The organism is Mesorhizobium sp. M0088 (assembly GCF_040322895.1).
GTDB lineage: Bacteria > Pseudomonadota > Alphaproteobacteria > Rhizobiales > Rhizobiaceae > Mesorhizobium.
In genome coordinates this window covers 20166-46328 of the sequence record NZ_JAMYUI010000028.1, presented here as the reverse complement: position 1 = coordinate 46328, position 26163 = coordinate 20166, and the positions used below count along the sequence as shown (strand labels likewise).

The 26163-nt window shown below is 61.9% G+C and carries 27 protein-coding genes and 1 tRNA gene; 8 read left to right on the top strand and 20 right to left on the bottom strand.

Features of this window, described 5'->3' with window-relative positions:
* Positions 1 to 128 precede the first annotated feature (128 nt).
* Positions 129 to 590 (top strand): YbaK/EbsC family protein, encoded by a 462-nt coding sequence (locus NKJ67_RS28260; RefSeq protein ID WP_352552844.1) that lies wholly within the window; start codon positions 129 to 131, stop codon positions 588 to 590.
* Positions 591 to 610: 20 nt separating this feature from the next.
* On the opposite strand, the gene NKJ67_RS28255 is transcribed toward NKJ67_RS28260, so the two are convergent.
* The 9 genes from NKJ67_RS28255 to NKJ67_RS28215 form a co-directional block, all read right to left on the bottom strand.
* The gene (locus NKJ67_RS28255) at positions 611 to 1495 is read right to left on the bottom strand and encodes a hypothetical protein (RefSeq protein WP_352552843.1); all 885 of its coding nucleotides are present in this window, start codon (positions 1493 to 1495) and stop codon (positions 611 to 613) included.
* 244 nt (positions 1496 to 1739) lie between these two features.
* Positions 1740 to 2333: a hypothetical protein gene (locus NKJ67_RS28250; RefSeq protein ID WP_352552841.1), complete on the bottom strand. Its 594-nt coding sequence runs from the start codon at positions 2331 to 2333 to the stop codon at positions 1740 to 1742.
* 39 nt (positions 2334 to 2372) lie between these two features.
* Positions 2373 to 2699, bottom strand: a complete 327-nt coding sequence (locus NKJ67_RS28245) for a hypothetical protein (protein ID WP_352552839.1) — start codon at positions 2697 to 2699, stop codon at positions 2373 to 2375.
* 7 nt (positions 2700 to 2706) lie between these two features.
* Positions 2707 to 3462 carry a TIGR04255 family protein gene (locus NKJ67_RS28240; protein WP_352552837.1) on the bottom strand — a complete coding sequence of 252 codons (756 nt, stop codon included), beginning with the start codon at positions 3460 to 3462 and terminating at the stop codon, positions 2707 to 2709.
* 234 nt (positions 3463 to 3696) lie between these two features.
* Positions 3697 to 3773: transfer RNA gene (locus tag NKJ67_RS28235), tRNA-Pro, on the bottom strand.
* Positions 3774 to 3829: 56 nt separating this feature from the next.
* The gene (locus NKJ67_RS28230) at positions 3830 to 5098 is read right to left on the bottom strand and encodes an O-antigen ligase family protein (protein ID WP_352552835.1); all 1269 of its coding nucleotides are present in this window, start codon (positions 5096 to 5098) and stop codon (positions 3830 to 3832) included.
* The gene (locus NKJ67_RS28225) at positions 5095 to 6630 is read right to left on the bottom strand and encodes an undecaprenyl-phosphate glucose phosphotransferase (protein ID WP_352552833.1); all 1536 of its coding nucleotides are present in this window, start codon (positions 6628 to 6630) and stop codon (positions 5095 to 5097) included. Before NKJ67_RS28225 ends, NKJ67_RS28230 begins: the two co-directional genes overlap by 4 nt.
* Before the next feature lie 94 nt (positions 6631 to 6724).
* Positions 6725 to 7855: a glycosyltransferase family 4 protein gene (locus NKJ67_RS28220; RefSeq protein WP_352552831.1), complete on the bottom strand. Its 1131-nt coding sequence runs from the start codon at positions 7853 to 7855 to the stop codon at positions 6725 to 6727.
* 10 nt (positions 7856 to 7865) lie between these two features.
* Complete coding sequence (locus NKJ67_RS28215; RefSeq protein WP_013532220.1) at positions 7866 to 8429, bottom strand: polysaccharide biosynthesis/export family protein; 564 nt, start codon at positions 8427 to 8429, stop codon at positions 7866 to 7868.
* Between the two features lie 258 nt (positions 8430 to 8687).
* Here NKJ67_RS28215 and NKJ67_RS28210 point away from each other — a divergent pair, with 258 nt between their 5' ends.
* Complete coding sequence (locus NKJ67_RS28210) at positions 8688 to 10958, top strand: GumC family protein (protein WP_352584468.1); 2271 nt, start codon at positions 8688 to 8690, stop codon at positions 10956 to 10958.
* Between the two features lie 46 nt (positions 10959 to 11004).
* Here the strand turns inward: NKJ67_RS28210 and NKJ67_RS28205 are convergent, their stop codons facing one another.
* Together NKJ67_RS28205 and NKJ67_RS28200 are read right to left on the bottom strand one after the other, a co-directional pair.
* Positions 11005 to 11841 (bottom strand): GNAT family N-acetyltransferase, encoded by an 837-nt coding sequence (locus tag NKJ67_RS28205; protein ID WP_023810260.1) that lies wholly within the window; start codon positions 11839 to 11841, stop codon positions 11005 to 11007.
* Positions 11842 to 11845: 4 nt separating this feature from the next.
* Positions 11846 to 13069: a GNAT family N-acetyltransferase gene (locus NKJ67_RS28200; RefSeq protein ID WP_352552827.1), complete on the bottom strand. Its 1224-nt coding sequence runs from the start codon at positions 13067 to 13069 to the stop codon at positions 11846 to 11848.
* A gap of 91 nt (positions 13070 to 13160) precedes the next feature.
* Here NKJ67_RS28200 and NKJ67_RS28195 point away from each other — a divergent pair, with 91 nt between their 5' ends.
* The gene (locus NKJ67_RS28195; protein WP_352552825.1) at positions 13161 to 14219 is read left to right on the top strand and encodes a polysaccharide deacetylase family protein; all 1059 of its coding nucleotides are present in this window, start codon (positions 13161 to 13163) and stop codon (positions 14217 to 14219) included.
* 15 nt (positions 14220 to 14234) lie between these two features.
* On the opposite strand, the gene NKJ67_RS28190 is transcribed toward NKJ67_RS28195, so the two are convergent.
* Positions 14235 to 14450, bottom strand: coding sequence for a DUF2842 domain-containing protein (locus NKJ67_RS28190; protein ID WP_352552823.1), 216 nt, complete (start codon positions 14448 to 14450; stop codon positions 14235 to 14237).
* Between the two features lie 198 nt (positions 14451 to 14648).
* Between NKJ67_RS28190 and NKJ67_RS28185 the strand changes: the two genes are divergently transcribed.
* The gene (locus NKJ67_RS28185; protein ID WP_352584466.1) at positions 14649 to 15740 is read left to right on the top strand and encodes a COX15/CtaA family protein; all 1092 of its coding nucleotides are present in this window, start codon (positions 14649 to 14651) and stop codon (positions 15738 to 15740) included.
* A gap of 26 nt (positions 15741 to 15766) precedes the next feature.
* Here the strand turns inward: NKJ67_RS28185 and NKJ67_RS28180 are convergent, their stop codons facing one another.
* Genes NKJ67_RS28180 through speB form a run of 3 tightly spaced genes read right to left on the bottom strand, consistent with a single transcriptional unit; the run spans position 15767 to position 18570 of the window.
* Positions 15767 to 16609, bottom strand: a complete 843-nt coding sequence (locus NKJ67_RS28180; protein ID WP_352584538.1) for an aminoglycoside phosphotransferase family protein — start codon at positions 16607 to 16609, stop codon at positions 15767 to 15769.
* Complete coding sequence (gene argC / locus NKJ67_RS28175; RefSeq protein WP_352584464.1) at positions 16606 to 17532, bottom strand: N-acetyl-gamma-glutamyl-phosphate reductase; 927 nt, start codon at positions 17530 to 17532, stop codon at positions 16606 to 16608. The genes NKJ67_RS28180 and argC overlap by 4 nt, the downstream gene beginning before the upstream one ends.
* A gap of 30 nt (positions 17533 to 17562) precedes the next feature.
* On the bottom strand, positions 17563 to 18570 hold the full coding sequence (gene speB, locus NKJ67_RS28170) for an agmatinase (RefSeq protein WP_352584462.1): 1008 nt from the start codon (positions 18568 to 18570) through the stop codon (positions 17563 to 17565).
* A 124-nt stretch (positions 18571 to 18694) separates the two neighbouring features.
* Between speB and NKJ67_RS28165 the strand changes: the two genes are divergently transcribed.
* Both NKJ67_RS28165 and NKJ67_RS28160 read left to right on the top strand, forming a co-directional pair.
* The gene (locus tag NKJ67_RS28165) at positions 18695 to 19903 is read left to right on the top strand and encodes an acyltransferase family protein (protein WP_352584460.1); all 1209 of its coding nucleotides are present in this window, start codon (positions 18695 to 18697) and stop codon (positions 19901 to 19903) included.
* A gap of 96 nt (positions 19904 to 19999) precedes the next feature.
* Positions 20000 to 21058, top strand: a complete 1059-nt coding sequence (locus tag NKJ67_RS28160; RefSeq protein WP_352584458.1) for a glycerophosphodiester phosphodiesterase family protein — start codon at positions 20000 to 20002, stop codon at positions 21056 to 21058.
* Between the two features lie 179 nt (positions 21059 to 21237).
* Here the strand turns inward: NKJ67_RS28160 and NKJ67_RS28155 are convergent, their stop codons facing one another.
* Positions 21238 to 22125 (bottom strand): aldo/keto reductase family oxidoreductase, encoded by an 888-nt coding sequence (locus NKJ67_RS28155; protein WP_352584456.1) that lies wholly within the window; start codon positions 22123 to 22125, stop codon positions 21238 to 21240.
* 91 nt (positions 22126 to 22216) lie between these two features.
* On the opposite strand from NKJ67_RS28155, the gene NKJ67_RS28150 reads away from it, so the two are divergent.
* On the top strand, positions 22217 to 23116 hold the full coding sequence (locus NKJ67_RS28150) for a LysR family transcriptional regulator (protein ID WP_352584454.1): 900 nt from the start codon (positions 22217 to 22219) through the stop codon (positions 23114 to 23116).
* 228 nt (positions 23117 to 23344) lie between these two features.
* Here NKJ67_RS28150 and rpsI read toward each other — a convergent pair whose 3' ends face one another.
* From rpsI to NKJ67_RS28135, 3 genes are all read right to left on the bottom strand, one after another.
* A complete protein-coding gene (gene rpsI / locus NKJ67_RS28145) occupies positions 23345 to 23827 on the bottom strand; it encodes a 30S ribosomal protein S9 (RefSeq protein ID WP_023810272.1) in 483 nt (160 codons plus the stop codon).
* A 1-nt stretch (position 23828) separates the two neighbouring features.
* Positions 23829 to 24293 (bottom strand): 50S ribosomal protein L13, encoded by a 465-nt coding sequence (gene rplM, locus NKJ67_RS28140; RefSeq protein ID WP_013532205.1) that lies wholly within the window; start codon positions 24291 to 24293, stop codon positions 23829 to 23831.
* Between the two features lie 282 nt (positions 24294 to 24575).
* Positions 24576 to 24956: an SRPBCC family protein gene (locus NKJ67_RS28135; RefSeq protein ID WP_352584452.1), complete on the bottom strand. Its 381-nt coding sequence runs from the start codon at positions 24954 to 24956 to the stop codon at positions 24576 to 24578.
* Positions 24957 to 25069: 113 nt separating this feature from the next.
* On the opposite strand from NKJ67_RS28135, the gene NKJ67_RS28130 reads away from it, so the two are divergent.
* Entirely contained in the window at positions 25070 to 25654 is a 585-nt protein-coding gene (locus tag NKJ67_RS28130; RefSeq protein ID WP_352584450.1) for a TetR/AcrR family transcriptional regulator, read from the top strand.
* A gap of 18 nt (positions 25655 to 25672) precedes the next feature.
* Here the strand turns inward: NKJ67_RS28130 and NKJ67_RS28125 are convergent, their stop codons facing one another.
* The gene (locus tag NKJ67_RS28125; RefSeq protein WP_128308861.1) at positions 25673 to 26119 is read right to left on the bottom strand and encodes a PaaI family thioesterase; all 447 of its coding nucleotides are present in this window, start codon (positions 26117 to 26119) and stop codon (positions 25673 to 25675) included.
* Between the last annotated feature and the right edge of the window lie 44 nt (positions 26120 to 26163).

Below are 26163 nucleotides of genomic sequence, written 5' to 3'. Positions count from 1 at the left end.
TGCCGCGGCATTCTGCTTCAGCCTGGGGCTTGCCGATTTGTATGCCGCACGTGCTTATACGCGCGGCGGCCTCGGCTGCTGGACAGCAATATGCCGTCCTTCAAGTTTTTGAACCATGGGTTTTCGACATGAGCCTGGAATCCGTTCGTGCCTTCTTCGACACCCATGCACCCGACATCGACGTCATCGTCACGGAAGCGAGCTCGGCTACGGTGGCATTGGCGGCCGAGGCGCATGGCGTGCTGCCGGCACAGATCGCCAAGACGATCTGCCTGCGCGTCGGCGACCGCACCATGCTGGTGGTGACCAGCGGCATCGCCAGGCTGGACAACCGCAAGTTCAAGGACCAGTTCGGCGGCAAGCCGCGTATGCTCGACGCCACCGAGGTTGTCGAAGCAACCAGCCATCCGGTCGGCGGCGTCTGCCCGTTCGGCCTGCCGGCGCCGCTGCCGGTCTACTGCGACGTGTCGCTGCGTGAATTCGACGAGGTGGTGCCTGCCGCCGGCGCCACCAACGCGGCCGTGCGGATCAGCCCGCAGCGCATGGTTGAGCTGATTGGGGCCGAATGGGTTGATGTGTGCCAAGGGTAGATCAGGCCCAACATAGAATTCTAGCCGACGGTAGAGGACACGTTCTGAGATTTTGCCCCGACTTCGGCCGCCACTGTCGGCGGATGGGACGGCTGATCCGGTGAAGATATTGGCTTAAACACAGGGAACTCATCGTCGGCATAGAATTTTCTCATCGCCGGTCCGACGCCATAGGTCACCTGTTCTCCCAAGGTTACCAAATCTGGAATCATCGACCTGATATTTTTTACGAGGCTTTCAAGTTCCATCTCTAGCGGCGCCAACCGCGACACCTCTTCTTTGGTTAGATCAGAGGTGATGACGCCATCTGCTGACGCGATGTGATGTGTAATATGGCCTTTAACTAGGTCCCTTTTTTCGCTGTAGACCTTAACCGCCTCGACCAAGTTTCGATGTTGCATGAAAAGCGTTACGGCAGATTGCATGAGGTCACTGTCTTTTGCTGCGATAAGGGGCGATAGCTCAGCAGCATCGACATCGTATAGCTGGTAGCTCCCCACGATCGGCAGAATGCGCTTCCAAAGAGGTAGCGAGGTCAGATGCCGATCATTCGCATCAGATAGCGATGATTCTATCGTGCGCTGAATGGCAACGACATCGCTCAAAATCAATGAGGCCTTTACCATCAGGCGAAGCGCGTAAGATTGCTGCTCGGCGTTTCTAGCGCCGATGTCCCTATCCAGAGTTTCCTTCGCTGTCTGCCTCGCGAGCACGAGCGCCACGAAGGCGCTCATACCGGATCCTAAGACGGCCCCGCCGAAGCCACTTAGTAAAGTCGCGTATTCAGCGGTTGACGCTATTCTGTCGGCTAAGAAGGCAAAGATGACCGCTCCCGACATCGCTCCGAAAACGCCGACGGAAACCAACTCAACAACAGAATTTTTGACCGTAACAAGCTTCTGCATCTTCCCCCTCCACTCGGCGGAAACTCTATCATCCCATATGAAAAAATGCCTACGTGACTACCCAGGCAATACCCTTGGTCAGATGTAGGGGTGATCAATGGTCTGAACTATCGGCCCAAGTCCTTGGTTTCTGGTCCGAGCGCCCGAAATCTAGCGGACGACTCTTTGACCGGTGCTCAGGTGCTTGGTGCTTTCGAGAGAGGGGCCTCAGAGGGCACCGATGGCTACGAACACTGCGGAGGTGTTAGCCGGCTCTATCAAGTGCCTCTCCAAAGCGGGTAAAATGAATCGAAAATTTCATGAGCAGAATGTAGAAGCCATAGTTATTGAGCCTGAAGAGACGCTCTTTCTTTGGAGCTTCCGCGAAAGCGCCCAAGGGCTGTGTCGCGACGTCGTCGAATTGCACAATAGCTTCAGGCGTCCGATTTGATTCCGGGAGATAGAATAGCTCTGTTTTCTGCTGGCTCTTTATCGCGCCCAGATGCGTCGCAATTTTCTCGTCCGAGAGCTTCCCAGAGGAACGCAACTGATCAGCGTATCTGGAAAGGGGGACAATGGGAGCGAACACAATGTTTCGCATTCGCAGAGATTTGTTTTCCTCGTCGATATCGCAGCTATTTGAAATTACGATCCCGGCCACCGGGTATCGGTTGGCAGTGGCAAAATCCAACTTTTCAAAGCCATTCCAGCCATCACCTTGGAGCGGCCCCGGTGGGCCTTCCCATTTGGTCGAATAAAAGTTTTGATTGTTCGGGTAGGCTTGGATGCGCTTCCGAAGTTCGTCCTTACTGGCGTCCGTCAGATAGCGCGGAAACACCTTTGCCAGTTCGTCAGCCAACGAACCTGAAGCCCCGGAAACGGTGGATTCCATCGCCATTTAGAGCAAGGTGTAAAAATCAGTTCGTTTGTCATAGAGGGCAGGCAAGAACTCCTCCTCAACGTCAGTCTGAGCCGCAGCGAGTCTGTTGAAAAAGGAGTGTAGGTCAGCCGCAAGAAGTTCATCCGAGTTCGTGGTGTCGCGAACGATCATCCGAGGTGCGTCGCTGGATTCACTTCTTTCGTACTTAACCAGTACCTGCCGCGGAGCAACCTGAGCATGCGCCGAGGTAAAAGGCGTTGCGCATTGAACGAGCGCTGCCAGCAGCGCCACGGCGCTTTGTGAAGTCATGGTTGAGCTGGTCTGGACAGTGTTGGCGGTGAACATCACGGAGTTACTCCCACTTTGGCCCGTAGGCCTGCAATGTCTTGTCGTTCAGCATTCCGAAAAATACGCGCTTCTCACCGGAATGGATCATCTCGATGAGATCCGGAAATTCTTGCCAAAAATTGTCTAGCGAACTCGACAAAATACAGTCCACATCCAATAAAATTCCGCTCAATTTGACATGTGAAATCGCGTCTTGGATTTCGACCATGGCCGAATTCGCGACTTGAATAATGGCGAGGATTCCATCGTCCAAAAGCGTTTCCACTCGTAGGTGGAAACCATCTTCTTTGATCTTAAAATCCCCAACCGTCCCTGACACGTTGAGCGCATCGAAGACAGAATTGCTTCCTGTGCCCTCCAAAACATTGGTGTAGCGGATGGAGCAACGCTCCACTTTCGACACCAATTCAGTGTCTCGGACGGTGCCAAGAACTTCACAAATCAGTTCCTTAAACGCCTTCCAGCCCCAATATGGGCGCACTAGCTCAACGACCAAAGAGCGCTCAGCAAAATTAATGCTCGTACGTTTGCCTACGAGGCTTTTGACGCTCTGGTATTCACTGTTGGGTAGTTGTGCTCGGAGAGCAGGCGGCATTTCCCCAGCCGGTAGAGTGATTACCCGGTCATAACGTCCGCGGAGTTTCGAGAACATCAGTCCAGGCAGAATGTCCGAAATTCCGGTTACGTCCGACGAGAACCGGATCTCAAAAACCGCATTAGCGATTGGATCTTTGTGCAGTGCAACTGGGAGCTTGGTCATTTCAATGTCTGCTCACTAAGTCGCCGATTCGTACCAATGTGCGAGCCTGCCAGAGCAAATGCGCACAACTTCAGTAGCGTCAATCCCGGAAGGCGCCAACTTCATGGAAATCTTGAAATTAGAAATCAACCAAATGAATCAGTTGGAAGTAGGCTTGTTACCCGAACAAATACCCGCGTCGCGAATCCAAGAGTTCTGTCAAAAAGGACTTTGGGGGTAAGTCCTTGATATAATTGGTCGGAGTGGCCGGATTCGAACCGACGACCCCTTGACCCCCAGTCAAGTGCGCTACCGGGCTGCGCTACACTCCGGACCGGTCGCGATGTATCGTGATAACCCGGTGCGGGTCAACCGAATTCCGCGACTTTTATCCCGCTGCGATTGCCGGTGCCGGCGAGCCCTGCAAGGCCGGCCGCAACAGCCGCCGATGGCTGTATTCCAGCGCGATGGCGCCCCAGATCAGGCCGAGCAGCAGGTAGACATGGCGCCAGTGGTCGATGTCGATGAAGGTGCCGAGCCCGATATTGCCGATGAAGGCGACATAGGCGCACAGGAGATAGGGCTGCCACGGCCGGTCGCGCAGCAGGATGCGGAATCCGGCTGCCATCGTCCAAGCGACGAGTGTGAGGAACGACACGAAGCCGAGCCAGCCATAATCCATCAGCATCTTCAGCCAGATGTCGTGGGTGTCTTCACCGAAGATCGTGCCGAAGACCAGCGGACCGATGCCGAACGGATGCTCCATCGCCATCTGGAAGCCGATGCCGTAGCGGGCGAAGCGGCCGAGGCGGGCGGTGTCGTAGCTCTGTTCGAGATGGGCACGGTTGGAGAACATCTCCGACACGCCGGGCAGCTGCAGGATGACGATCATGGCGACGACCAGCAGCGCCAGTGCTGCAATCGTCATCACCACCACGCGCAGCCGGAACTTGCCGCTGGCGCTCTGCAGGAACAGGCAGCCGGTGAGCAGGACGGCCGAGACGGCGAACATGCCCCAGGCGCCGCGCGAGAAGGAGAAGAAGATGCCGGCGGTGATGATCAGCAGCGGTACCGCCAGCAGCGGCATGCGTGTCACCGGTCCGGTCAAAAGCAGATAGAGCAGATAGATGCCGGGCAGCACTAGGAAGGGGCCGAACACGTTCGGGTCCTGGAAGGCGCCGGCGGCACGATCGTATTTGGTGAACATCTCCGCGCCTGGAAAGGCGTGGAAGTAGCCTGCAATGCCAAGCAGCGATGTGGCCACGGCCGAAACCACATAGGCAATGAAGATCAGCCGGTAGAGGTTCGGCTGTACGGCGGTGATCGATGCGAAGAACACCGCGCTGAAGGCGAGAAACAGCGACACGGCGAGGTAGAGCGGCGTGTTGGCAAGGTCCGCCATCTGCGTCATGGAGATCATGCCGCCGATGTTCATCGTCACCAGCAGCACCAGCAGCGGCGTGGCCGCGCGGGAAATCCTCAAGCCGAAAAGCGCCCAGATGGCGATCAGCCCGGCCATGTAGAGCTCATAGGGCGCCGGCTCGCTGATGACGAAGCCGGACAGCAGAATGCCGAGGAAGACCGCGCCCGAGGAAATCAGCGCGACCAGCTTGGCGTTGACCGCCGCGCGCGGCAGATCATGGCTGATCGCGCTCAATAGGCGTTTTCCGTGTTCAAGAGCCGGAGCGGCGTCAGGAACAGGATCCGCAAATCGAACAGCAGCGACCAGTTCTCGATGTAGTAGAGGTCATACTCCGTCCGCATGCGGATCTTTTCGTTGGTGTCCATCTCGCCGCGCCAGCCATTGATCTGCGCCCAGCCGGTGACGCCGGGCTTGACCTTGTGGCGGGCGAAATAGCCGTCGACCACCTCGTTGTAGAGCAGGTTATGCGACTGCGCGGCGATGGCGTGCGGACGCGGGCCGACCAGCGACAACGAACCGAGCAGCGAGTTGAAGAACTGCGGCAGCTCGTCGATCGAGGTCTTGCGGATGAAGCGGCCGACGCGGGTGACGCGAGGATCGTTCTTGGTCACCGTCTGCTTGGCGGTCGGGTCGGCCTTGTCCGTATACATCGAACGGAACTTGTAGACCTCAATGATCTCGTTGTTGAAACCGTGCCGCTTCTGATGGAACAGCACCGGACCCTTGCTGTCGAGCTTGATGGCGATGGCGGTCGCCAGCATCACCGGCGAGAACACGACGATGCCGATCAGGCTGAAGACGATGTCGAAGGCGCGTTTGGCCACAGAATCCCAGTCGTTGATCGGCTTGTCGAAGATGTCGAGCATCGGCACCGCGCCGATGTAGGAATAGGCGCGCGGGCGAAACTGCAACGCGTTGGAATGCGCCGAAAGCCGGATGTCGACCGGCAGCACCCACAGCTTCTTCAGCAGTTGCAGAACGCGCGATTCGGCGGTCAGCGGCAGCGATACGATCAGCATGTCGATGCGGGCGATGCGGGCGAACTCGATCAGTTCCGAAATGGTGCCGAGCTTGGGGTAGCCGGCGACGATGGGCGGTGAGCGCTTGTCGCCGCGATCGTCGAAGATGCCGCAGATGCGGATATCGTTGTAGGGCTGCTTTTCGACCGAGCGGATCAGGATTTCCGCCGCCTTGCCGCCGCCGACGATGACGGCGCGCCGTTCCATGCGGCCATCGCGCGCCCAGGCCCGGATCAGCCTCGACATCACCAGCCTGAGGCCGAAGATGAGAACGAAGCCGACGACGAACCAACTGCCGAACAAAAGGCGCGAATAGTCTTCCGACATCTTCATGACGAACGCCGTCAGCGCCATCAGGGCGAAAGTGCCGGCCCAGACGAGCAGCACGCGGCCGAAATTGGCGATGGGCCGCATCAGGGCGACGATCTGGTAGCAGTCGGTGACGTCGAGCAGCACCACGGCAAGGAACGAGCCCGCTGCCATCGTCACCGGATATTGCCAGGCGAGATAGTTGAAGAACCCGACATAGTGGAAATAGACGGCAAGCCCGGACAGGAACAGCAAGCCGAATTCGACCATGCGCAGGACACCGCTGACCATGATCGGCGACATCGTATCGCGCCTGTACTGCGAGGCGACCTGGCGGGCGACATCGTTCATGCCGCTTGGCGTGTCGCCATCGGCCGGGCCGTCGAATTTACGCACCGCCTCTGCTGAAAAGCGGCGCGCGGGGTCGATCTCGTTCATGAGGGCTTTCCGCAAGCTTCCCCACGGTCATAGCAAAAGAGAGCTAAGAAACCCTTGAAACAACGTATGGCTTTGGAACGGCTTGATCCTGTGCCTACCTGCCGAGCGCGGCGAAATAGGCCTTCTCGACGTCGGCGGCCATCACATCGGCGCCGAAGCGTGCCTTGAGGTTGGCGCCATCGGGCATCAGGTCGCGATAGGCGGCCGGGTCGGCCAGCGCCTGGCTCATCCTGTCGGCGAGCTCGATCGGGTCGGGTCGGATCAGGGCAGGGGAACCGGTGTCGAATATCTCCGGAATGCCGCCGACCGCGGTTGCAATCATCGGCTTTCCCGCGGCAAGCGTTTCCAGGACGATATAGGGCATGGCTTCGGCGCGCGAGGGAACGATGATAAGCGCGGCAAGGGCAAAGGCCTCCCTGGCCGGCATCGGCGGCAGGAAGCGGACATGGCGCTCGAGCCCGAGGCGTTTCACTTGCCCGTGGTAACGCGGAAGGTCGTCGCCGTCGCCGACCATCACCGCGGTCAGCGCGCGGCCGAACCGCGGGCCGGCGAGCGCCAATGCGTCGATGAAGATGTCCGGTCCCTTCAGGTCGCGCATCATGCCGATATAAAGCAGGTCGGCTGCGTCCGGCGCGGTGATCACCGGCTCGAATTCAGTGGCGCGCAGGCCGTTATAGACGAGGGTGTTGGGAATGGGCGGCTCGCCTACCTTGTGGCGATAGGTCCGCCGCTCATAGTCCGAGACAAACAGCAGATAGTCGGTGAAGCGAGCCATGAAGCGCTCGAGCGCGAAGAACAGCTTTCCGGTGGTCGTGTTCTCGTCATAGTGGAGCGAGCCGCCATGCGGCGAATAAAGGCGGGCTACGCGAGACCTTGATACCCGCAACAATGAGCCGAACAGACGGGCATAGGCGCCACCCTTGGCGCCGTGCCCATGCAGTACGTCCGGCCGCAATTCCTTGATGATCCTGTACGTGCGCCAGGCCGAGGCAAGGTCGCCGGGACCGACGTGGCGCTGCATCGGCGTGCGATGAATGCCGAGCGCCAGCAAGTCCTTCATCTGCTCGAACAGATGTTCCTCGAACGTGCCGCCTGTCGTCGAATCGCAGACGATGCCGACGGAATGCCCGGCGGCGACCTGCGCCTCGGCCAGGTCGCGCACATGCCGGAAAATTCCTCCGACGGGTGAGCGAAAGCAATGGACGATCCTGAGCCTGTCCGCCACTTGGTATCTGTCAGAACAGACGTTCGCGGACGTAGACCGTATCGCCCGGCAGCAGCGGGTCGGAGGTGACCACGCGGCCGGTCATCACCTTGCCGTTGATGTCGCGGGTGATGTCGACGCTTTCCTGGTTGGCGCGCGGCGTGAAGCCGCCGGCAATGGCGATCGCCTTCTGCACCGTCAGGCCGGGAACATAGGAATATTGGCCGGCGGCACCCACTTCGCCCATGACGAAGATCGGGCGGTAGCGGTCGATCTCGACCGAAACGTCGGGATCGCGCAGATAGCCTTGCCGCAATTTGTCGGCAATCTCCTTTTCCATTTGCTGCGCGGTGTGGCCGCGCGCTGGTATGGCGCCGACAAGCGGGAAGGAGAGATAGCCGGATTGATCGACGCTGTAGGTGTTGGTCAGCCCGTCCTGCTCGAACACGGTCACGCGGACGCGGTCGCCGGCGCCAAGACGGTAGGGCTGATCGAGCACCTCATGGAAGGCGGCCGGCGTCGGCCGGTAGCTGGAACAGCCAGCCAGCATCGATACGGCAAGCAGCGCGCGAAACAGGGAAGCAGTGCTTTTCATGGCCGGACAGGTACCTTCGACTGGTCGCTGCAACGTCGCAGCAACTCTAGGGATCGAGGTCCGTTATCATCCTGTTAGGGTTAATGGCCGGTAAAGGGAGCGGCCGACACGTGGCGCATCGGCAAGAGTTTTTGTGATTTTTGGCGGTTTTGTTTGTCACCCGCCAGTAAACCCTAACGGAAACTTACCACGATCTTAACGGCTGAGTTACCATAGTTGTTTACGGTGCGTGCTGACCCAGTATCGGAGTAGGGATGCATGTCCGTTCAGTCCGCGGCCGCAGATGTCGATGTCGATCTCAGGCAGCTCTTCGCCAGCCTGGCGAGGAACTGGCTGCGTATAGTCCTCGTCGTCCTGTTGGCAACCGGGCTGGCCTTCGCTTTCGCCTCGCTGGCAACCCGGCACTACAAAGCCGAGACGCAGGTGGAGATCGCGCCGCGCGAATCCATCTACACGCGGCCGGCCAGCAACAACAACGACACCGACAAGCCTATTCTCGACGAACAGGGCGTCGCCACCCAGGTCCAGATCATTTCCTCCAACGAAATCCTCAAGCAGGTCTCGCAAAAGCTCGGTCTGGAAAAACTGCCCGAGTTCAATGAAGCGCTCGACATGTCGGCGCTGAGCCGCGCTCTGGTCCTGGTCGGCTTGAAAAGCGACCCGATGGAAATTCCGACGGAAGAGCGCGTGCTGAAGAAAATGCACGAGAAGCTCAACGTCTATGGCGTCGAGAAGACCCGCATCATTGCCATCGAGTTCTCATCGGAAGATCCCAAGCTCGCGGCCGCCATACCAGACGCTATCGCCGCCGCCTATATAGCGGGGCAAGGGGCGGCCAAGCTCGAATCGAACAGCGCCGCGGCGGACTTCCTGGCGCCGGAAATCGCCGACCTGCAGCGGCAGGTTAAGGATGCCGAGGCGAAGGTCGCCGCTTATCGCGCCCAGTCCGATCTTCTGATGGGTGGCAACAATTCGGTGCTGGCCACCCAGCAGCTTTCAGAACTGTCGAGCGAACTGTCGAAAGTGCGCGCCAACCACGCCGCTGCGGAAGCGACCGCCGACGGTGTGCGCAGGGCGCTGCAGAATGGCGGTTCGCTGGATGCCGTGCCGGAGGTTCTGTCATCGGACCTGATCCAACGCTTGCGTGAGCGACAGGTCGAATTGCGCTCCAACATCGCCGATCTGTCGACGACACTGCTTGGCAATCATCCGCGCATTCGCGCGCTGAAATCGCAACTGTCCGATCTCGACGCGCAGATCCGCAGCGAGGCCCAGAAGATCATGAAAGGCCTGTTGATGCAGGCCGAGACGGCAAAGGCCCGCGAGAACCAGCTTGTCGCCGACGTCAACACGTTGAAGGCCGCTTCGGCGCAGGCCGGCGAACAGCAGGTCGATCTCGACGCACTGCAGCGCGACGCGACCGCCAAGCGACAGCAACTCGAGCTCTACCTGACCAACTACCGCGAAGCGGCATCGCGCCAGGATCGCAACTATCTGCCGGTCGACGCCCGGATCGCCTCGAAGGCTTCTGTTCCCTCCGAGGCCTATTTCCCGAAGGTCGGGCCGATCGTCGGCGCGGCTTTCGCCGCATCGCTGCTGATCATGGCCATCGTGACGCTTCTGCGGGAGCTGTTTTCAGGCCGCGCGATGCGGCCGGCGAGCGGTTCCCGTTTCGAACGGATCGATGAGGTCGCAATGCCCCATGTGGCGCAGGCGCCGGTCGCCAAGCCATTTCTCCGCCAGGAGCCTGCCGTTTTGCAGGACCCCGTCGTTCGCCAGGAGCTGCCTGAACCTGCGGATGAAGCAGATGCGGAGCCCTATGCCGCCGCGATGCCGGCCATGGCCGAGGCGCCGGATGTGGTCGCAATGCCCGCAACTGCGGCGACAGAGCAAACGGCTGTCGAGCCCGAACCGGCGCGTTCCACCTTGGGCGAGATCGATATCGAGAAAGCTGCCGAAAAGCTGATCTCCAGCGGTGCGGCGCGCGCCATATTCGTCTCGCCGGAAGGCGACGAGGCGGCTGCATCCGCGATCCTGGTGGCGCGCGAGGTCGCCGACGCCGGGCTGCGCGTGCTGTTGCTGGACCTCACCGCGTCGGGGGCCGCCTCGCGGCCGATGCTGGACAGCGGCCTTTTCCCGGGCATCACCAACCTGCTCGCTTCGGAAGCGCAGTTCAGCGACGTCATCCACGCCGATCTCTACTCGGACTGTCACGTCATTCCCGTCGGAACCGCCGATCCGGTTCGTGCCATGCGTGCCGCCGACCGGCTGCCGATCATCATGCAGTCGCTGACGACAGCCTACGACCTGGTCGTGGTCGAGTGCGGACCGGCCGACGCGCAAGGCATCGGCCGCCTGACCGGCGATGCCACCGAGGTCTTTCTCTCCATGCTGGAGGCCGACGATGAGGTGACGCAGGCTGCGGTCAAGCTGATCGAGAACGGCTACCCCGACCTGACGCTGGTGACGCCGCTCGGCCACGAACCGCCCGGCAATCCGGTCCCGGGACGGCGCACTGCCGCTGCCTGAGGGAGCCGCGGATCGCTTGGCGGAACCGTTCTGCGGTTCGCCCGATCTATCCCAGTTCAAGCGTCGTTACGCCGAACACCCTTTGCAGGTCCAGTTCCGGGGCAGGACCTTTGTACATGCGCGTGGTGGTGAAGGTCGGCGCAAAGCCGGCCGCATCGAGCGCAGTTATGAAGCCGGTGTTATCGGCGGGGACGTCGATGTGCAGCTCGCCGCCCTCACAGGCACCGGCCAGTCCCTCCAGGAGTTGCAAAGCGGTTTCCATGTCGTCGGCAAACAGCGGGCCGATCTTGAAGCCGGATCGACAGCGGCGCGCCACACCAAAGCCGGTGACGCCGCGCGAACCGATCGCCGCCAGTCCATGATGCGGTTCCTGCAGCCATCCCTGCAGGAAGGCCCATCGTGACGCCGGAAAACAATGGGAGTCATAGGCGACGATGTCGGACAGGAGCTGCTTTGTAATCATCCGCAGCCCATCGTCCCTGACCGCCGGGCCTGCCTTGCGCCCGGTGAAGCGGATGGTCTCGTAGGCCGGTGCGAAGCCCTTGCGCCGGTAATTGGCCTGCTGCTCGGCGACGCCGTCAAGGCCGACGGTCCGGCCAACGAGCCTTTTCATGCCGGCGTCCCACACCGTCTTGCCGTAGCCCATGCCGCGCATGTCAGGCCGGGAGATGTAGAGGCCGATGAAACCGAATTCGCTTCCATAGGCCACGGCCGAAATTGCCGCAGCCATGTCGTCGCCGACAAAGGCGCCGATGAAGCCTTCGGGGTCCGCCGCCTGGAGCATCGCCGGGTCTTCAAGACCTGGGTTCCAGCCTTCCGCGGCCGCCCAGTCGACGAGAAGCCCCAGTTCCTGCAGGGACAGTGTGCGGATGATCGGCTTCATGGCGTCAGCTATCTTCTTCCGAGGGCGCTGCCTGACCGGCGGCTTTGCGGCGCAGCACCTTGGTCAGCTTCCAGATCATCGGGCTGTTCTTGACGAAGGCTTTCAGCCGCGCGCCTTGCCGAAGCGTCAGCGCCAGCATGCGGCCCTTCACGGTCAACGGGACCAGCACTTCGAAATGCCGCGTTTCGATATCGCACCACAGCCGCTTGTAAGGCTCATCTCCGACCGAAAAGTCATAGACCTCGAAACCAGTCTCGCAGGCTTCCTGGATGTTGTCGAAGAACAGGAAGTCGCCGGGGCTGGCGTGCCCGAGATCGTCCTCGGCGATCGCTCCGAATTCGCAGATCAGGCGTTTGCCCGAGCGGCTTGAACCGGTGATGGCGCGCAGCTTGCCGGCAACCGCGAGTCCGTGCAGCACGAACGAAGGCTTGTCCTCGGCAAGCGCCTGCATGAACAGCGCGCGGAAGAAGCCGCGTACCTGCGCGTCGCCAAAAACATTGGCGATGCCCATCTTGCGGAAGCGGAGCTCCTTCATCTCGAAGAAGGCGTCGAGCAGCGTGTCCACCTCGTCGGGGGTGCGGGCCTCAATGCGCCGATAGCTGCCTACGGCCTCGAATTTCCGGATCTGCGACCGGTGCTTCTTGCGTTTGCGTTTGCCGCTGGCGCGGGAAAGCAGCGCATCGAAGCCGCCGGCGAGATCGACGGCCAGCGACAGATTGGGGCTGGAAAAATGGTCAAGCGATGCGAGCGGATTGGCGACGCCGTCGAGATCGGGCAGCAACCGCTCGAGCGCGACCAGATCGATGTCCGGGCGTGCCTTGGCGATGGCCGCCAGCACCGATCGGAGGGCCGGTATATCCGCTTTGGCCAGCCAGTCCGGGTCCGCGGCGACGAAATTGCCGTTGGCGTGGCGCCCACCCATGAAGCGGGCGATCCGGAACGGCCCCTTGGAGGAAACTTCCAGCGCCAGCGAAAAAACCGGTTTGCCCTCGGCACTCAGCGTCGTGACGAGCAGGTCCGGTCGTGTCTCGCCCGCCCAATTCTGGACCCAGGCAGCACTCTGCGCCGGCCCAAACAGAGCCGAGCGGCAGAACTCGGCATAGGCCGCGAGGCCGTCCGTGGACGCCACTGAAATCGACAGGCCGGCATGGTCCCGTGGCAAGGCGCGCGACGATGCCTCGGTCGCCGCAAGCCGATTGCCGTCAAATGACGCAGTTGCGTCAACCATACCTCAATCCTTAGGGCGTATTGATCGCGATTTGGGGGTTCGCATAGGCGCATTCCGTGCTTGGATCAGCCTAGGCGCAAAAGGTGAATGAATGATCGACGGCGGGGAGGCAATCCGGAAACTGGCGCTGAACGTCGCCCGCTATACCGGCCTTGCACCGCTGGCCAAGCCGTTCATCGGCGGCATTGGCGCCATCCTGATGCTGCACCGTGTTACCGCGACGCCGGAAAAGCCGGACAGCGTCAACCGGCATCTGAATATCGCGCCCGGCTTCCTTGACGCCATGATCGCCGACATGAAGGCGCATGGCTATGCCTTCGTCTCCATGGACGAAGCGGTGGAGTGCATCAAGGTGGGCGGCAAAGGCGGTCAGTTTGCCACGATCACCGCCGACGATGCCTATCGCGACAACATGGTCGAGGCGCTGCCGGTGCTCGAGAAGCACGGCGCGCCGATCACCATCTATGTCGCGCCCGGGCTGATCAACGGCACAGCCGACCTGTGGTGGGACGTTGTCGAGGACATCGTCAACGCGCGCGATACCCTCACTCTGACGCGGCCGAACGGTCCCCTGACAATCGATTGCTCGACCCCCGCGAAGAAGCTGCAGGCCAATGCACGCCTGCACGCCTATCTCACCGCCGAAATCCGCGAGGAGGACCTGCAGGCTGTGTTGCGTGACCTAGCTCGCGCAAACGGCATCGACTCCGACGGCCCACGCTTGCGCACATTGATGAACTGGGATGAAATCCGCCGCATCGCCGCGCATCCGCTGGTGACGATCGGCGCCCATACGATCAACCACAGCAATCTGAAGCGGCTTTCCGAAGCCGATGCCCGGCACGAGGTCGGCGCCGTGCGCGCCATGTTGCGGGCCGAACTGGGCGAAGAGCCCCGCCATTTCGCTTATCCCTATGGCTATGCCAGCGCCGTCGGCTGCCGCGAAGTGGGCTTTGCCCGCGACGCAGGCTATACCTCCGCCGTGACGACGCGCCACGGCGTGCTGCGCGCCGAGCATGCCGGGTTCCTGCATGCCTTGCCGCGCATTTCCGTCAACGGCCGCTACCAGAGCCTCGCCCACATCCGCACCATGCTGTCGGGCGTGACGACGCCGCTCGCCAATGCCGGCAAGATGGTCGTCACCATCTGACGCTGGCGGTTTCCCCTAGCGCTTGGCCCTCGGCTCCAGCATCAGCCATTTGATGATGCCCATTGCCGGCAGCACCCAGAGCAGGCCGCTGAGCAGGAAGAAAAGGAAATGCACCCACGGACCCGACTCCGAGAGCCGGGCGACCGCGAAGATCGATGCGACCAGCGCATAGATGATGACCAGCGCCACCAGCAGAAGCATTCCGATCAGCTTTTTCAGGCGCAGGGGCATGGTTGGTCTCCTGATCGAGCATGCCGGAATTTGCACAGGCGGCTTGGCAGGCTCAAGGGGTATTGGCCTCGCATAGGCCTTGAGGCGAAACTGTGCAACCGGTGAGACGCGGCGCGACGGCGTGCCGCGCCGTATGGTCTTGCCAGCACGGGTGCGATGGTCCACCAATCCGCCAAATCAACCTGCCGGGACAAGATCATGGCTGCCATATCAGCTGCCGCGCCATACGTCGCCCGCGACCGCGACCTGCATAACCGGGCGCTGCTGCGCGGCTGGCTCTATGTGGTGCTTCTGGTGCTGTTTGCGCTGGTGCTGGTCGGCGGCGCCACCAGGCTCACCGATTCCGGCCTGTCGATAACGCAGTGGAAGCCGATCCATGGCGTGATCCCGCCGCTCAACGATGCCGAGTGGCAAGAGGAATTCCAGCTCTATCAGCAGATCCCGCAATATGCCGAGCTCAACAAGGGCATGAGCATTGAGGCGTTCAAGTCGATCTTCTGGTGGGAATGGGCGCACCGCATCCTGGCGCGCAGCGTCGGCCTGGTCTTTGCGTTGCCGCTCATGTTCTTCTGGGCGACGCGCCGCATCGAGCGCGGCCTGGGAGCGAAGCTGGTGGGCATTCTGCTGCTTGGCGGCCTGCAAGGCGCCATCGGCTGGTGGATGGTGGCTTCAGGATTGGTCGACCGGGTCTCCGTCAGCCAGTACCGGCTGGCGACCCACCTGACACTCGCCGCGCTGATCTTCACCGCCACCATGGTGGTCGCGCGAGGATTGGCGCCGCATTCCGAACCCGCCGCCGATCGGTCGACGCAGAGGCTGGCCGGCTTCATCGTGCTGCTGGCGCTGATCCAGATCTATCTCGGCGGCCTGGTCGCCGGGCTCGACGCAGGCCTGAGCTACAACACCTGGCCGCTGATGGACGGCAAAATCATCCCGGGCGATCTGCTGATCCTCGAGCCGGCGTGGCGCAACTTCTTCGAGAGTCCGAAGACGGTGCAGTTCATCCATCGGCTCGGCGCCTACACGGTTTTCGCCGTGGCCTTGTGGCACATGATCGCCACGCGCCGGCGGCTGCCTGAAACAACGCATGCGCGGCGCGCGACGCTGCTGTTTCTACTGGTGCTGGTCCAAGCTTCGATCGGCATCGGCACGCTGCTGATGCATGTGCCGCTGCATTTGGCGCTGACCCATCAGGGATTTGCGCTCATCGTCCTGGGGTTTGCAGCCGCCCATTGGCGCGGCACCAAGGGTGCTTATCCCTTGCCGGCGGGAATAGCGCTCAGGGGCTGATCCCGAGCTGGTCTACCGGGTCCGGATCAGAAGCCTGCCCGCACCGCCCGGATCGCCTCGGCGATCGACAATTCGCGGCTCTCCTCGACAGCATTGTCGTCTTCATGGTGCCAGGATGCCGACAGGCACCCATAGGCAATGGCATGATCGAGGATAGCGGGTGGTGTCTGGCCCAGAGTGTTGGCAAAAATCCCGGCCATATCTGCGATCCGCTCAGGGTCGAGGCACAGATCGTCCCGGCCGAGCGGGTTGTAGAGCATGTTCGCGGCGTCGAAGCCGGGGTCGCCGAGAACGCCCTTCGGATCGATAGCCAGCCAGCCGCGCGGTCCGTGCAGGATATTCTCGTGATGCAGATCGCCATGCAGGGGCCTGATATCGTGCGGATCGGCCAGCAGCCGGTCGGCAATAGTGGCGGCCTCGACATAGAGGCTCTCATGGCCGGCGTCGCGATCGGCATTTGCCTTGTTGAACAGGCTGGCGAACCGTTCCCTCAGCGGCTGAAGTTCGGGCGGGAAGGGGTCTTTCCCCTGTGAAAACAGTTTCGCCATCACCTCGGCCGCAATTGCGGTCGCGGCAAAGTCGCCCTGTTCTTCGAGAACCTGCTGAAGCAGCGTTTCACCGGCATATTCCAGCAGCATGCTGTGGCCGTCGCGGCCGAGCAGGCGCACCGCGCCTTCGCCGCGCCGCCAGGCGAGATAATGCTCGCCGCGCAACTCGTCGGCGACATCGTCGAAAGGCTTGAGCGCCTTGACGATCGCCGGCGAGCCGTCTTCGCGCAAAACCTTCCAGATGCGGCTCGAAAAGGTCTCGGCAATGAGTTCGGGCGCGCTGACTTTCCAGCGCGCCGGAAAGGCTGGCGTGTCCATCAGAGGCCGAGCATCAGGTCCATGTTCTGCACGGCGGCACCGGAGGCACCCTTGCCAAGATTGTCATAGACCGCCAGCAGCAGGGCCTGCGCCCGTTTGTCATTGGCAAAGACATAGACCTTCATCCGGTTGGTGCCGTTGTAGACCTCGGGATCGATCTCCGGCATGCGCTCCGAATGCGCATAGGGCGCCACTTCGACCACGCCGCCCTTGATGGCGGCGAAATGGTCGGCAATCGCCGCATGCAGTTCCGCACCGGTCGGCACATGGTCGAGGCCGCCAAGCTGCAACGGCACGACGGTGATCATGCCTTGCGCGAAATTGCCGACCGCCGGCTGCATGATCGGATCATGCGACAGCCTGGCATAGGCCCTCAATTCCGGCACGTGCTTGTGCTGAAGCGTGAGGCCGTAGGGCAGGAATTCCGAGGCTTCCTCGCCCTTGGCGACATAGTCCTCGATCATCGGCCGTCCGCCGCCCGAATAGCCCGAAATGCCGTTGACGGTGATCGGGAAATCCGCCGGCAGCAGGCCTGACGTGACCAGCGGCCGTAGCGTGGCGATCGGTCCCTGCGGCCAGCAGCCTGGGTTGGCGACGCGTTTTGCCGAGGCGATCGCCTTTGCCTGGTCCTTGTCCATCTCGGCGAAACCATACGCCCAGCCTTCCGCCACGCGATGCGCGGTCGACGCATCGATGACCTTGGTGGTGTCGTTGGCGATCAGCGAGACGCTTTCCTTCGCCGCATCGTCGGGCAGGCACAGGATCGCGACATCGGCGGCATTGAGGAACTCGGCGCGTGCGGCCGTTTCCTTGCGGCGTTCGGCGGGAACCGAGATGATTTCCAGGTCGCCGCGATCGGCAAGCAGCGCCCGGATCTGCAGGCCGGTGGTGCCGTGTTCGCCGTCGATGAAGATTTTCGGTTTCATGGGTTGATCAAATTCCCTGATATTCTAGGACTATATGCCGTTGCCGTGATTCACTGCGGCGCCATTGTGGTTGCCGTTGTTCAGCTCTTCAAGCCGGGCCTTTCGCTCCGCCAGCAGGCCGAGATATTGCATGGCCACCATCGAGCCGGCGATCGCCGTTATATCGGCGTGATCATAGGCCGGTGCAACCTCTACGACATCGGCGCCGACAATATCGATCTGGTTGAGCTGACGCAGCGTCGACAGGATCTTCGCCGAGGACGGTCCGCCGGCAACCGGCGTGCCGGTTCCCGGCGCATAGGCCGGGTCGAGGCAGTCGATGTCGAAGGTGAGATAGGTCTTCTTGCCGCCGGTGCGGTCGACGATGGCGTAGGCGATATCGGACGCCCGCATCTCCTCGATTTCATGGCCGTAGAGGATCTTGATGCCGAACGTGTCGGGCGCATGGGTGCGGATGCCGATCTGGATCGAGCGGTCGGGATCGATGATGCCTTCCTTGACGGCGCGGCCGACGAAGGATCCGTGGTCGATGCGCTTGCCGTCGTCCGGCCAGGTGTCCTGATGCGCATCGAACTGCACCAAAGCGAGCGGACCATGGATGGCGGCATGCGCCTTGAGCAGCGGCCAGGTGACGAAATGGTCGCCGCCGAGCGTCAGCAGGAAGGCGCCGGATTTGAGGATCTTCGCCGCTTCGCGCTCGATCGTGCCGGGCGTCTTCTGGTGGTTGCCCGAATCGAGCAGGCAGTCGCCATAGTCGACGACCGCGAGATGCTCGAACAGATCGCGTGAAAACGGATATTGCGGGTCGTTGTCGAGGATCGCCGAGGCGCGACGGATCGCCTGCGGCCCGAAACGGGCGCCAGGCCGGTTGGTGACAGCGGCATCGAAGGGAATACCCCACACCACAGCGTCCGCGCCCTTCACGTCCTTGGTATATTTGCGCCGCATGAACGACAGCGCGCCGGCATAGGTCGGCTCGAACGCGGCGCCCGTTTTGGAACGGGCGGTGAAGGCGTGGTCGATAATGTTGTTCGCCATTACGGATCCTCGTTTTTCATCGGGGTGCAACCACTACAGAACCGGCACGGAAGATGCCAGTCACAGCTTGGGGAGACGAAACGGCGCCGCCCGAGTGCCACGGCAACACAGGATTTGTATCATCATGACGCAGACCGCGTTTCTTAATCCTCCCCGTGCCGCGGTGTCGACCCACAGCGGTACGGTCGCCGGCGAACGCTTTCTGGTCCTCGATTCGTGGCGCGGCATCTGCGCGCTTCTGGTGGCGCTGTTTCACTTCCCGACCGGTTCGACGATTTCGCAAAGCGCCTTCATCGGTTCGTCCTACCTCTTCGTCGATTTCTTCTTCGTTCTTTCGGGCTTCGTCATCGCCAGCAGCTACGGCAATCGGCTGAACCAGCCGGAACAGGTCGCCCGTTTCGCCCTGGTCCGTTTCGGCCGCATCTACCCGCTGCATCTGCTCATGCTCGCCGCCTTTGCCGGCTTCGAATTGCTGCGGCTGATGCTGCCGCAACTGCATGGAACCGGGGCTGCTCCTTTCACCGGTGGTTTCGATCTCAAGAGCCTGCTTGCCAATCTTCTCCTGCTGCAGGGTGTCGGCTTCGAGGATCAATTGACCTGGAATGCGCCAAGCTGGAGCATTTCGGCGGAGTTCTTCGCCTATCTGCTGTTTGCCGGCGTGGTCTTGGTCGCCGGCGCGCGCGCCTGGATATGGTTCGTTGCCGCCGCCGTCACCGCGCCGCTGTTCCTGCTCGGCTTCTCGACCCATCATATGGATGTGTCCTTCGATTTCGGCTTCATCCGCTGCCTGTACGGCTTCTCGCTCGGCGCCCTGCTTGCGTGGTTTCAGCATGATTCCATTGCGGGGGCACGACAGGCCCTCGCCAGGGGCGGCCCGCGGATGGACTGGACCCTTGCCGAGATCGTCATGGTGGCCGTTATCGTGCTTTTCGTCTCGCTGGCGGGCGACAGTGATTTCGGCATCGCGGCACCCCTGGTGTTCGCGCTGGCGCTGTTTCTGTTCGCCCATGAAGGCGGTTGGATCAGCGCCTTGCTGAGAGCGCCGTTCATGCTGACCCTCGGCGCGCTGTCCTACTCGATCTACATGGTCCACATCTTCGTCCAGGCGCGCATGATCAACGTCGCCGGGCTTGTCGAGCGCAAACTCGGCCTCGGCCTGATTGGCGACTTCATGCTGCGCGGCCAGGCTGCCACCGGCTTCGGCGCCGGCTGGGCGGGATCGGTGGCGATCGTCGTCATGCTCGCCGCCACCATTGCCGCCTCCTGGATCACCTGGCGTTTCGTCGAGATGCCGGCCATGGCGTGGTTCCGCCGACTCTCGAAACGCATCTGACGCGAGCATTTTGCGAAAGCTGCTAGCCGGCTTCGTTCACCTAGATGTCACGGGCATCGCCTATCCGGGTTTCGATCCGGCAAGGAGCGATTCTCGATGCGGACCATCTGGCTGAGCCTTCTACTTTACACCGCACTTGCGGTCACCTCCGGCCAAGCCTTAGCCGGCGAAACCCGCGCCAGACAGATCCTCGACCGCTTCGAACATGCCAACCAATGGCGCGACCACGTCATGGTGGCCGCGCATCGCGCCGGCAGCATGCAGGCCGGCAAGACGCTTTATGCGGAAAATTCGATTGCTGCTGTCGAAGGCGCGATCGCGATGGGCGCCGAAATCGTCGAGGTCGACATAAGGCGCTCGAAGGAGGGTGAGTTCGTCGTCATGCATGACAGCTGGCTCGACCGCACCACGACCTGCAAGGGCGAGGCGGTCAAGTACACGCTGGCCGATCTCAAGACATGCCGGCTGGTGATTGAGGGCACCGGCGCCGTCACCAACGAGACGGTTTCGACGCTTCGCGAGATGCTGCTGGCAACCAGGGACAGGATCCTCATCAACCTCGACAACAAGCTCGACGTCGGCGACCTCTCGGGCATGATCGCGGTGGCTCGCGATCTCGGCATGGCCGAGCAGGTTATCGTCAAGGAGAATTTGTGGAACCAGAACCGGATCACCACGGTCCAGGCGGCAATGACCGCTATCGGCGGCGGCTTCCAGTTCATGCCGATCATCGCCGATGACGCGGTGCGTGATGCCGGCTTCGCCCGGACGGTCGGCCATGCCTTTTCGCCGCGCGCAATCGAGCTGATCAACTGGCGGGCAGGCGCCGAGACGCTGACCGAGACCGGCGGACCGTTGTTCAGCATGCGCATGCGCGCGGCCGCGGTCAGGGGTAACTGGCACATCTGGGCCGACACCTACGCCATCGCCAACAAACCGGGCGGCTTCCTGGCCGGCGGCCGCGGCGACGAACTGGCGGTGCAGGCCAGCCTGCCGCGCGAAGTCTGGGGTTTTTGGGCCGATCGCGGCGCCACAATCATCCAGACGGACGAGCCGAAGGCAGCCATCGTATGGCTGACGGCGAATGGTTTTCGCGTCCCTTATGCCAATGAGGCGCGGCCGGCCGAGCCGGCGAATACGGCGAGTATCAACTAGAGGCTCGCCGCTGGAACAGCGATCTCCCCCCTTGAGGGGGAGATGGCCGGCAGGCCAGAGGGGGTCGCTGCGCACAGAGCGCCAACCTTCATCTGCCGCAGGAGGTCGCGCCCGGTCGTGCCGACCCCCTCTGTCGCCTCTGGCGACATCTCCCCCTCAAGGGGGGAGATTGGCGCGCTTTACGCCGCCTTAGCCATCCCATCCAATTCGTTGAGCACATCCCCCGAAAGCTTGAGTTCGGCAGCAGCGAGGTTTTCCCGCAAATGCCCAACCGAAGATGTGCCGGGGATCAGCAGGATGTTGGGCGCGCGGCGCAGCAGCCAGGCGAGCGCGACCTGCATCGGGGTGGCGCCGAGGCGCACTGCGACGTCCGACAGGGTGGAGGATTGCAGTGGATTGAAGCCGCCGAGCGGGAAGAACGGCACATAGGCGATGCCGTCGCGAGCAAGATCGTCGATCAGGGCGTCGTCGCCGCGATGCGCCAGATTGTACTGGTTCTGCACACAGACGATCTCGGTGATCCCACGTCCTTGCGCAATCTGCGCCGACGTCACGTTGCTCAGCCCGATGTGCCTGACCAAGCCCTGTTGTTGAAGCTCCGCCAGCACCGTGAGCGGCGCTTCGATCGATCCCTCGGCGGGACCATGGGTGTCGAACATGACGCGTAGATTGACGACGTCGAGCACCTCGAGCCCGAGATTGCTGAGATTGTCGTGCACCGCCTGGGTCAGCGCTTCGGGAGAAAACGCCGGCAACCACGATCCATCCACGCCGCGCCGGGCGCCGATCTTGGTGACGATGACGAGATCGTCCTTGTAGGGTGCCAGCGCCTCGCGGATCAGCCGGTTGGTGACATGCGGGCCATAGAAGTCGCTGGTATCGATGTGGTCGACCCCTTGCGCAACCGCCTCGCGCAGCACGGCCAATGCAGCGTCATGGTCCCTGGGCGGCCCGAACACGCCGGGACCGGCGAGCTGCATGGCGCCGTAGCCGAGCCGCTTCACGGTATGGCTGCCAAGCTTGAAGGTGGCGGGGGTGAAGGTGCCGGCCTGTTGAATATTGGACATGATTGATCTCCTTTGAGGAGCCAGAGATAGGCGCTGCCCAACCTTGTGATAATCCGGTACAATCCACACAGGCCGTGCGGAATGGCGAACAATGATGGACCTCAGTGATCTGAACGCCTTCGTGGCGGTGGCGCGCGCCGGCGGTTTTCGCGATGGCGCGCGTGCGAGTGGCGGCAGCGCCTCGGGCTTGAGCGAGGCGGTGCGCCGCCTCGAGGCGCAGCTCGGTGTCAGGCTGTTCAATCGCACGACGCGCAGCGTTGTTCCGACCGAGGCGGGCCTCAGCCTTCTGGAGCGGCTCGGCCCGGCGCTGTCGGAGGTGGAGGCGGCGCTGGATGTGGTGAACGGCTTTCGCGACAGGCCGGCGGGTTCGCTGCGTCTCAATGTGCCGGTCAGCGCCGCGCGGCTGATATTGCCGGATATCGTGCCGGGTTTCCTCGCCGCCTATCCCGGCATCCGTCTGGAAGTGATCGCCGATGAGAACTTTGTCGATGTGCTGGCGGCCGGGTGTGACGCCGGCATCCGCTATGACGAGCGGCTGGAGCAGGACATGATCGCGGTGCCGATCGGACCGCGCGTGCAGCGCTTCGCCACCGCTGCCAGCCCTGCCTATCTTGCTCGTCATGGGCGGCCGCAACACCCGAGCGACCTGCTTGGCCACTCTTGCGTGCGCGGGCGCTTTTCCAGCGGTGCGATGCTGCCTTGGGAGTTCGAGCGCGACGGTGAGGTGGTGCGGGTCGATCCGACAGGGCCGCTGATCGTGCGGATCGGCGGCGCGACCGATCTTGCCGTCGATGCGGCCATCGCCGGCACCGGCATCATCGGCCTCTTCGAGGGCTGGCTTCGCCCCTACTTCGAAAGCGGCGCGCTTGAGCCCATTCTCGAACCGTGGTGGCCGAGTTTTCCCGGACCGTTCCTCTATTATCCCGGCCGGCGGCTGGTGCCGGCCCCGCTGCGGGCGTTCATCGACTATATCAAGGGCGGCAAGGCCTGATCTGGCGCCAGGCATGAACTGCGTAGGCGCCATCACCCCACCCGGCGCTCCGCGCCGACCTCCCCATCGAGGGGAGGTAGGGCGCCGCGCTTTTCTTCTACCTCCCCTTGATGGGGAGGTCGCGCCGCAGGCGCGGGTGGGGTGACTGCCGAGCCGTAAACAAAGAGCGCCAAAAAGCAAAAAGGCCGCCCGGAGGCGACCTTTTCGATTGTCTGAAGCAGCGTACGCTTAGCGCTTCGAGAACTGGAACGAACGACGGGCCTTGGCCTTGCCGTACTTCTTGCGCTCGACAACGCGGCTGTCGCGGGTCAGGAAGCCGCCCTTCTTGAGCACGGCGCGCAGCGTCGGCTCGTAGTAGGTCAGCGCCTTGGAGATGCCGTGACGCACGGCGCCCGCCTGGCCGGAGAGACCGCCGCCGACGACGGTCGCGACGATGTCGTACTGGCCGGCGCGGTTGGAGGCGATGATCGGCTGGTTGAGGATCATCTGCAGGACCGGACGCGCGAAATAGGTCGCGAATTCCTTGTCGTTGACGATGATCTTGCCGGAACCCGGCTTCACCCAGACGCGCGCAATGGCGTTCTTGCGCTTGCCGGTGGCATAGGCGCGGCCCGACTTGTCGAGCTTCTGGACGTGGACGGGGGCCGCCGGCTGGGTATTGGTGTTGCCGGTGGCGGCGCCCAGTTCTGCGAGCGAGGAAAGCTCAGCCATCTTATGCGACCTTCTTGTTCTTGGCGTTCAGCTTGGCCACATCGAGCACGACGGGCTGCTGGGCGACATGCGGATGCTCTGCACCTGCATAGACGCGCAGGTTCTTCATCTGGCGACGGCCGAGCGGGCCACGCGGGACCATGCGCTCAACGGCCTTCTCGACGACACGCTCCGGGAAACGACCCTCGAGCAGCTGGCGCGCGGTGCGCTCCTTGATGCCGCCGGGGTGGCCGGTGTGCCAGTAATAGACCTTGTCGGTGAACTTCTTGCCGGTGAACACCACCTTGTCGGCATTGATGACGATGACGTTGTCGCCGTCGTCGACATGCGGGGTGAAGGTCGGCTTGTGCTTGCCGCGAAGATGATTGGCGATGACAGTGGCCAGGCGACCGACGACGAGACCTTCGGCGTCGATCAGGATCCACTTCTTCACCACATCCGCAGGCTTCTGCGAAAAGGTTGTCATGTTTTCTGCTCTCGGTTCTGACCTTCATAAGAGAAGGCGTTTCTTGTTGCTTGGATTGGCGAAAAGCGCTTGCCCGCCGCCAATAACAAAACGGCGGCCTTTGCGGGCCGCTGCTTCGTGAAGGGCTTATAGGCGAGGGTGATGGGGCACGTCAAGGCTGAAGTTGCTAGAGTATTCCTAAAAGGTGATGCAAAAACAATGGGTTATAGGATAGGTATTATAATACCGCGAGAAAAGAACGTTCCGGAGCATGGCCGGAACGTTCTTTGACCGGTCCGGTCTTCAGTTGGCTCTTTCGAGCGAGCGGCGGATCTCTGGCCCAATTTGGTCCATCGCCGCGGCAAGCCAGTCGCAGAGCTCGTCCGGTGAGGTGTCATGAATCCACACCAACCGGCTGCGTCCATTGTTCTCTGCAAAGACCTGCATGGAGGTGTTGTCGTGCGATACCTCTTCTCCTTCCCACGCCCAGACAATGCGGCGTGCCTGTTCGTCGCGGGCTATAAGCCTCTCCCGCACGACGTTGCCGTCGGCGAAGGTCATTTGCCGCAAGTCGGGCTCGATCAACCGGCAATCCACGAAAATATCTGGCGTTGTCAGTCGCGGCCCTTCGGCGAAGTTGCCGACGGTCTGCCAGACCTTCTCAGGCGATGCGTCGACTATCATTTCCCTGATAACTGATCCCACTTTGGCACCTCTCGTTTAAGAGCAGACAGGTTTGTCTACTAGACAAGTCTGTCTGTATGGCGGAAGAGGGTCGACGTCAAAGGGTATTCGATATGGTGGACCACGCTACTGACATCGGCCGGGCGAGTGCTGCGCGCAGCCGCATACTTGATACAGCCACGAACCTGTTCTACGCCGAGGGCGTGCACGCGGTCGGCATCGACCGGATCATCGCCGAGGCAGGCGCGGCCAAGGCCACTTTCTACAAGTACTTTCCAGCCAAGGACGAACTCGTCCGCGCGTACATTCAGAACCAAAGCCGGCAAGGGAGGGCCATGATCGACAAGATCAGCGCGCGATCGGCGCGGGATTCGATCCTGGCTATCTTTGATCTTGTTGCGGACGCCGCCGCCCAGCCTGGCTACCGCGGCTGCCCGTTTCTGAACGCTGCCGCCGAATATCCCGATCCGAGCCATCCGGTACGGCAGGCGATCGATGAGCATAGGCAATGGAAGCGTGACCTGCTGCGCGGCCTGCTTGTGGCCGACGGCAGTTCGGATTCCGAAACCACCGCCGATATCCTCACCGTTGCCAGCGATGGGCTGCTCATCGCCAGTCACCTCGATAGGCCTGCCAACTTGCGGCGCCTCATTCTTGAGACGGTTCTGCAAATCTTGGGACCGCTGGCGGACAAATAGTTGGCGGTAGGAATTCGGCTAACGCTTTGGCGGGATCGAATAGGTGCCGGTGGCGTGCGCCACCGTGTGTCCGTCCGGGCCGGCAACGATGTCGATGTCGAACACCATCAGGCTCTTTCCCAGCTTCAGGATGCGGCAATGGCCGTCGATCGGTCCGGCCTCGGCCTTGCGCACGAAATTGATGTCGAGGTTGACGGTAACGGAGAGCGCATCAGGCCCGGCATGGCTGAGCACGCAGACATAACCACCGATGTCGGCCAGCGTGAACAGCGAGGGGCCGGACACCGTGCCGCCGGGACGCAAATGCCGCTCGCCGGCATTGAGCCGCACGGTGCAGCCGCCAGGGAACACGTCGATCGCTTCGAAATATTTGAACTGCTCGTTGAGCTGGGGATAGACGGTTTCCATCAGCGCATTGACTTGTTGTGCGGTCAGCACCGGCTTCAAATTGGTTTGGGCGGGCATTTCGGTCTCTCGTTTTTGGCCTACCTGTATGGGCGCGGCGCGGC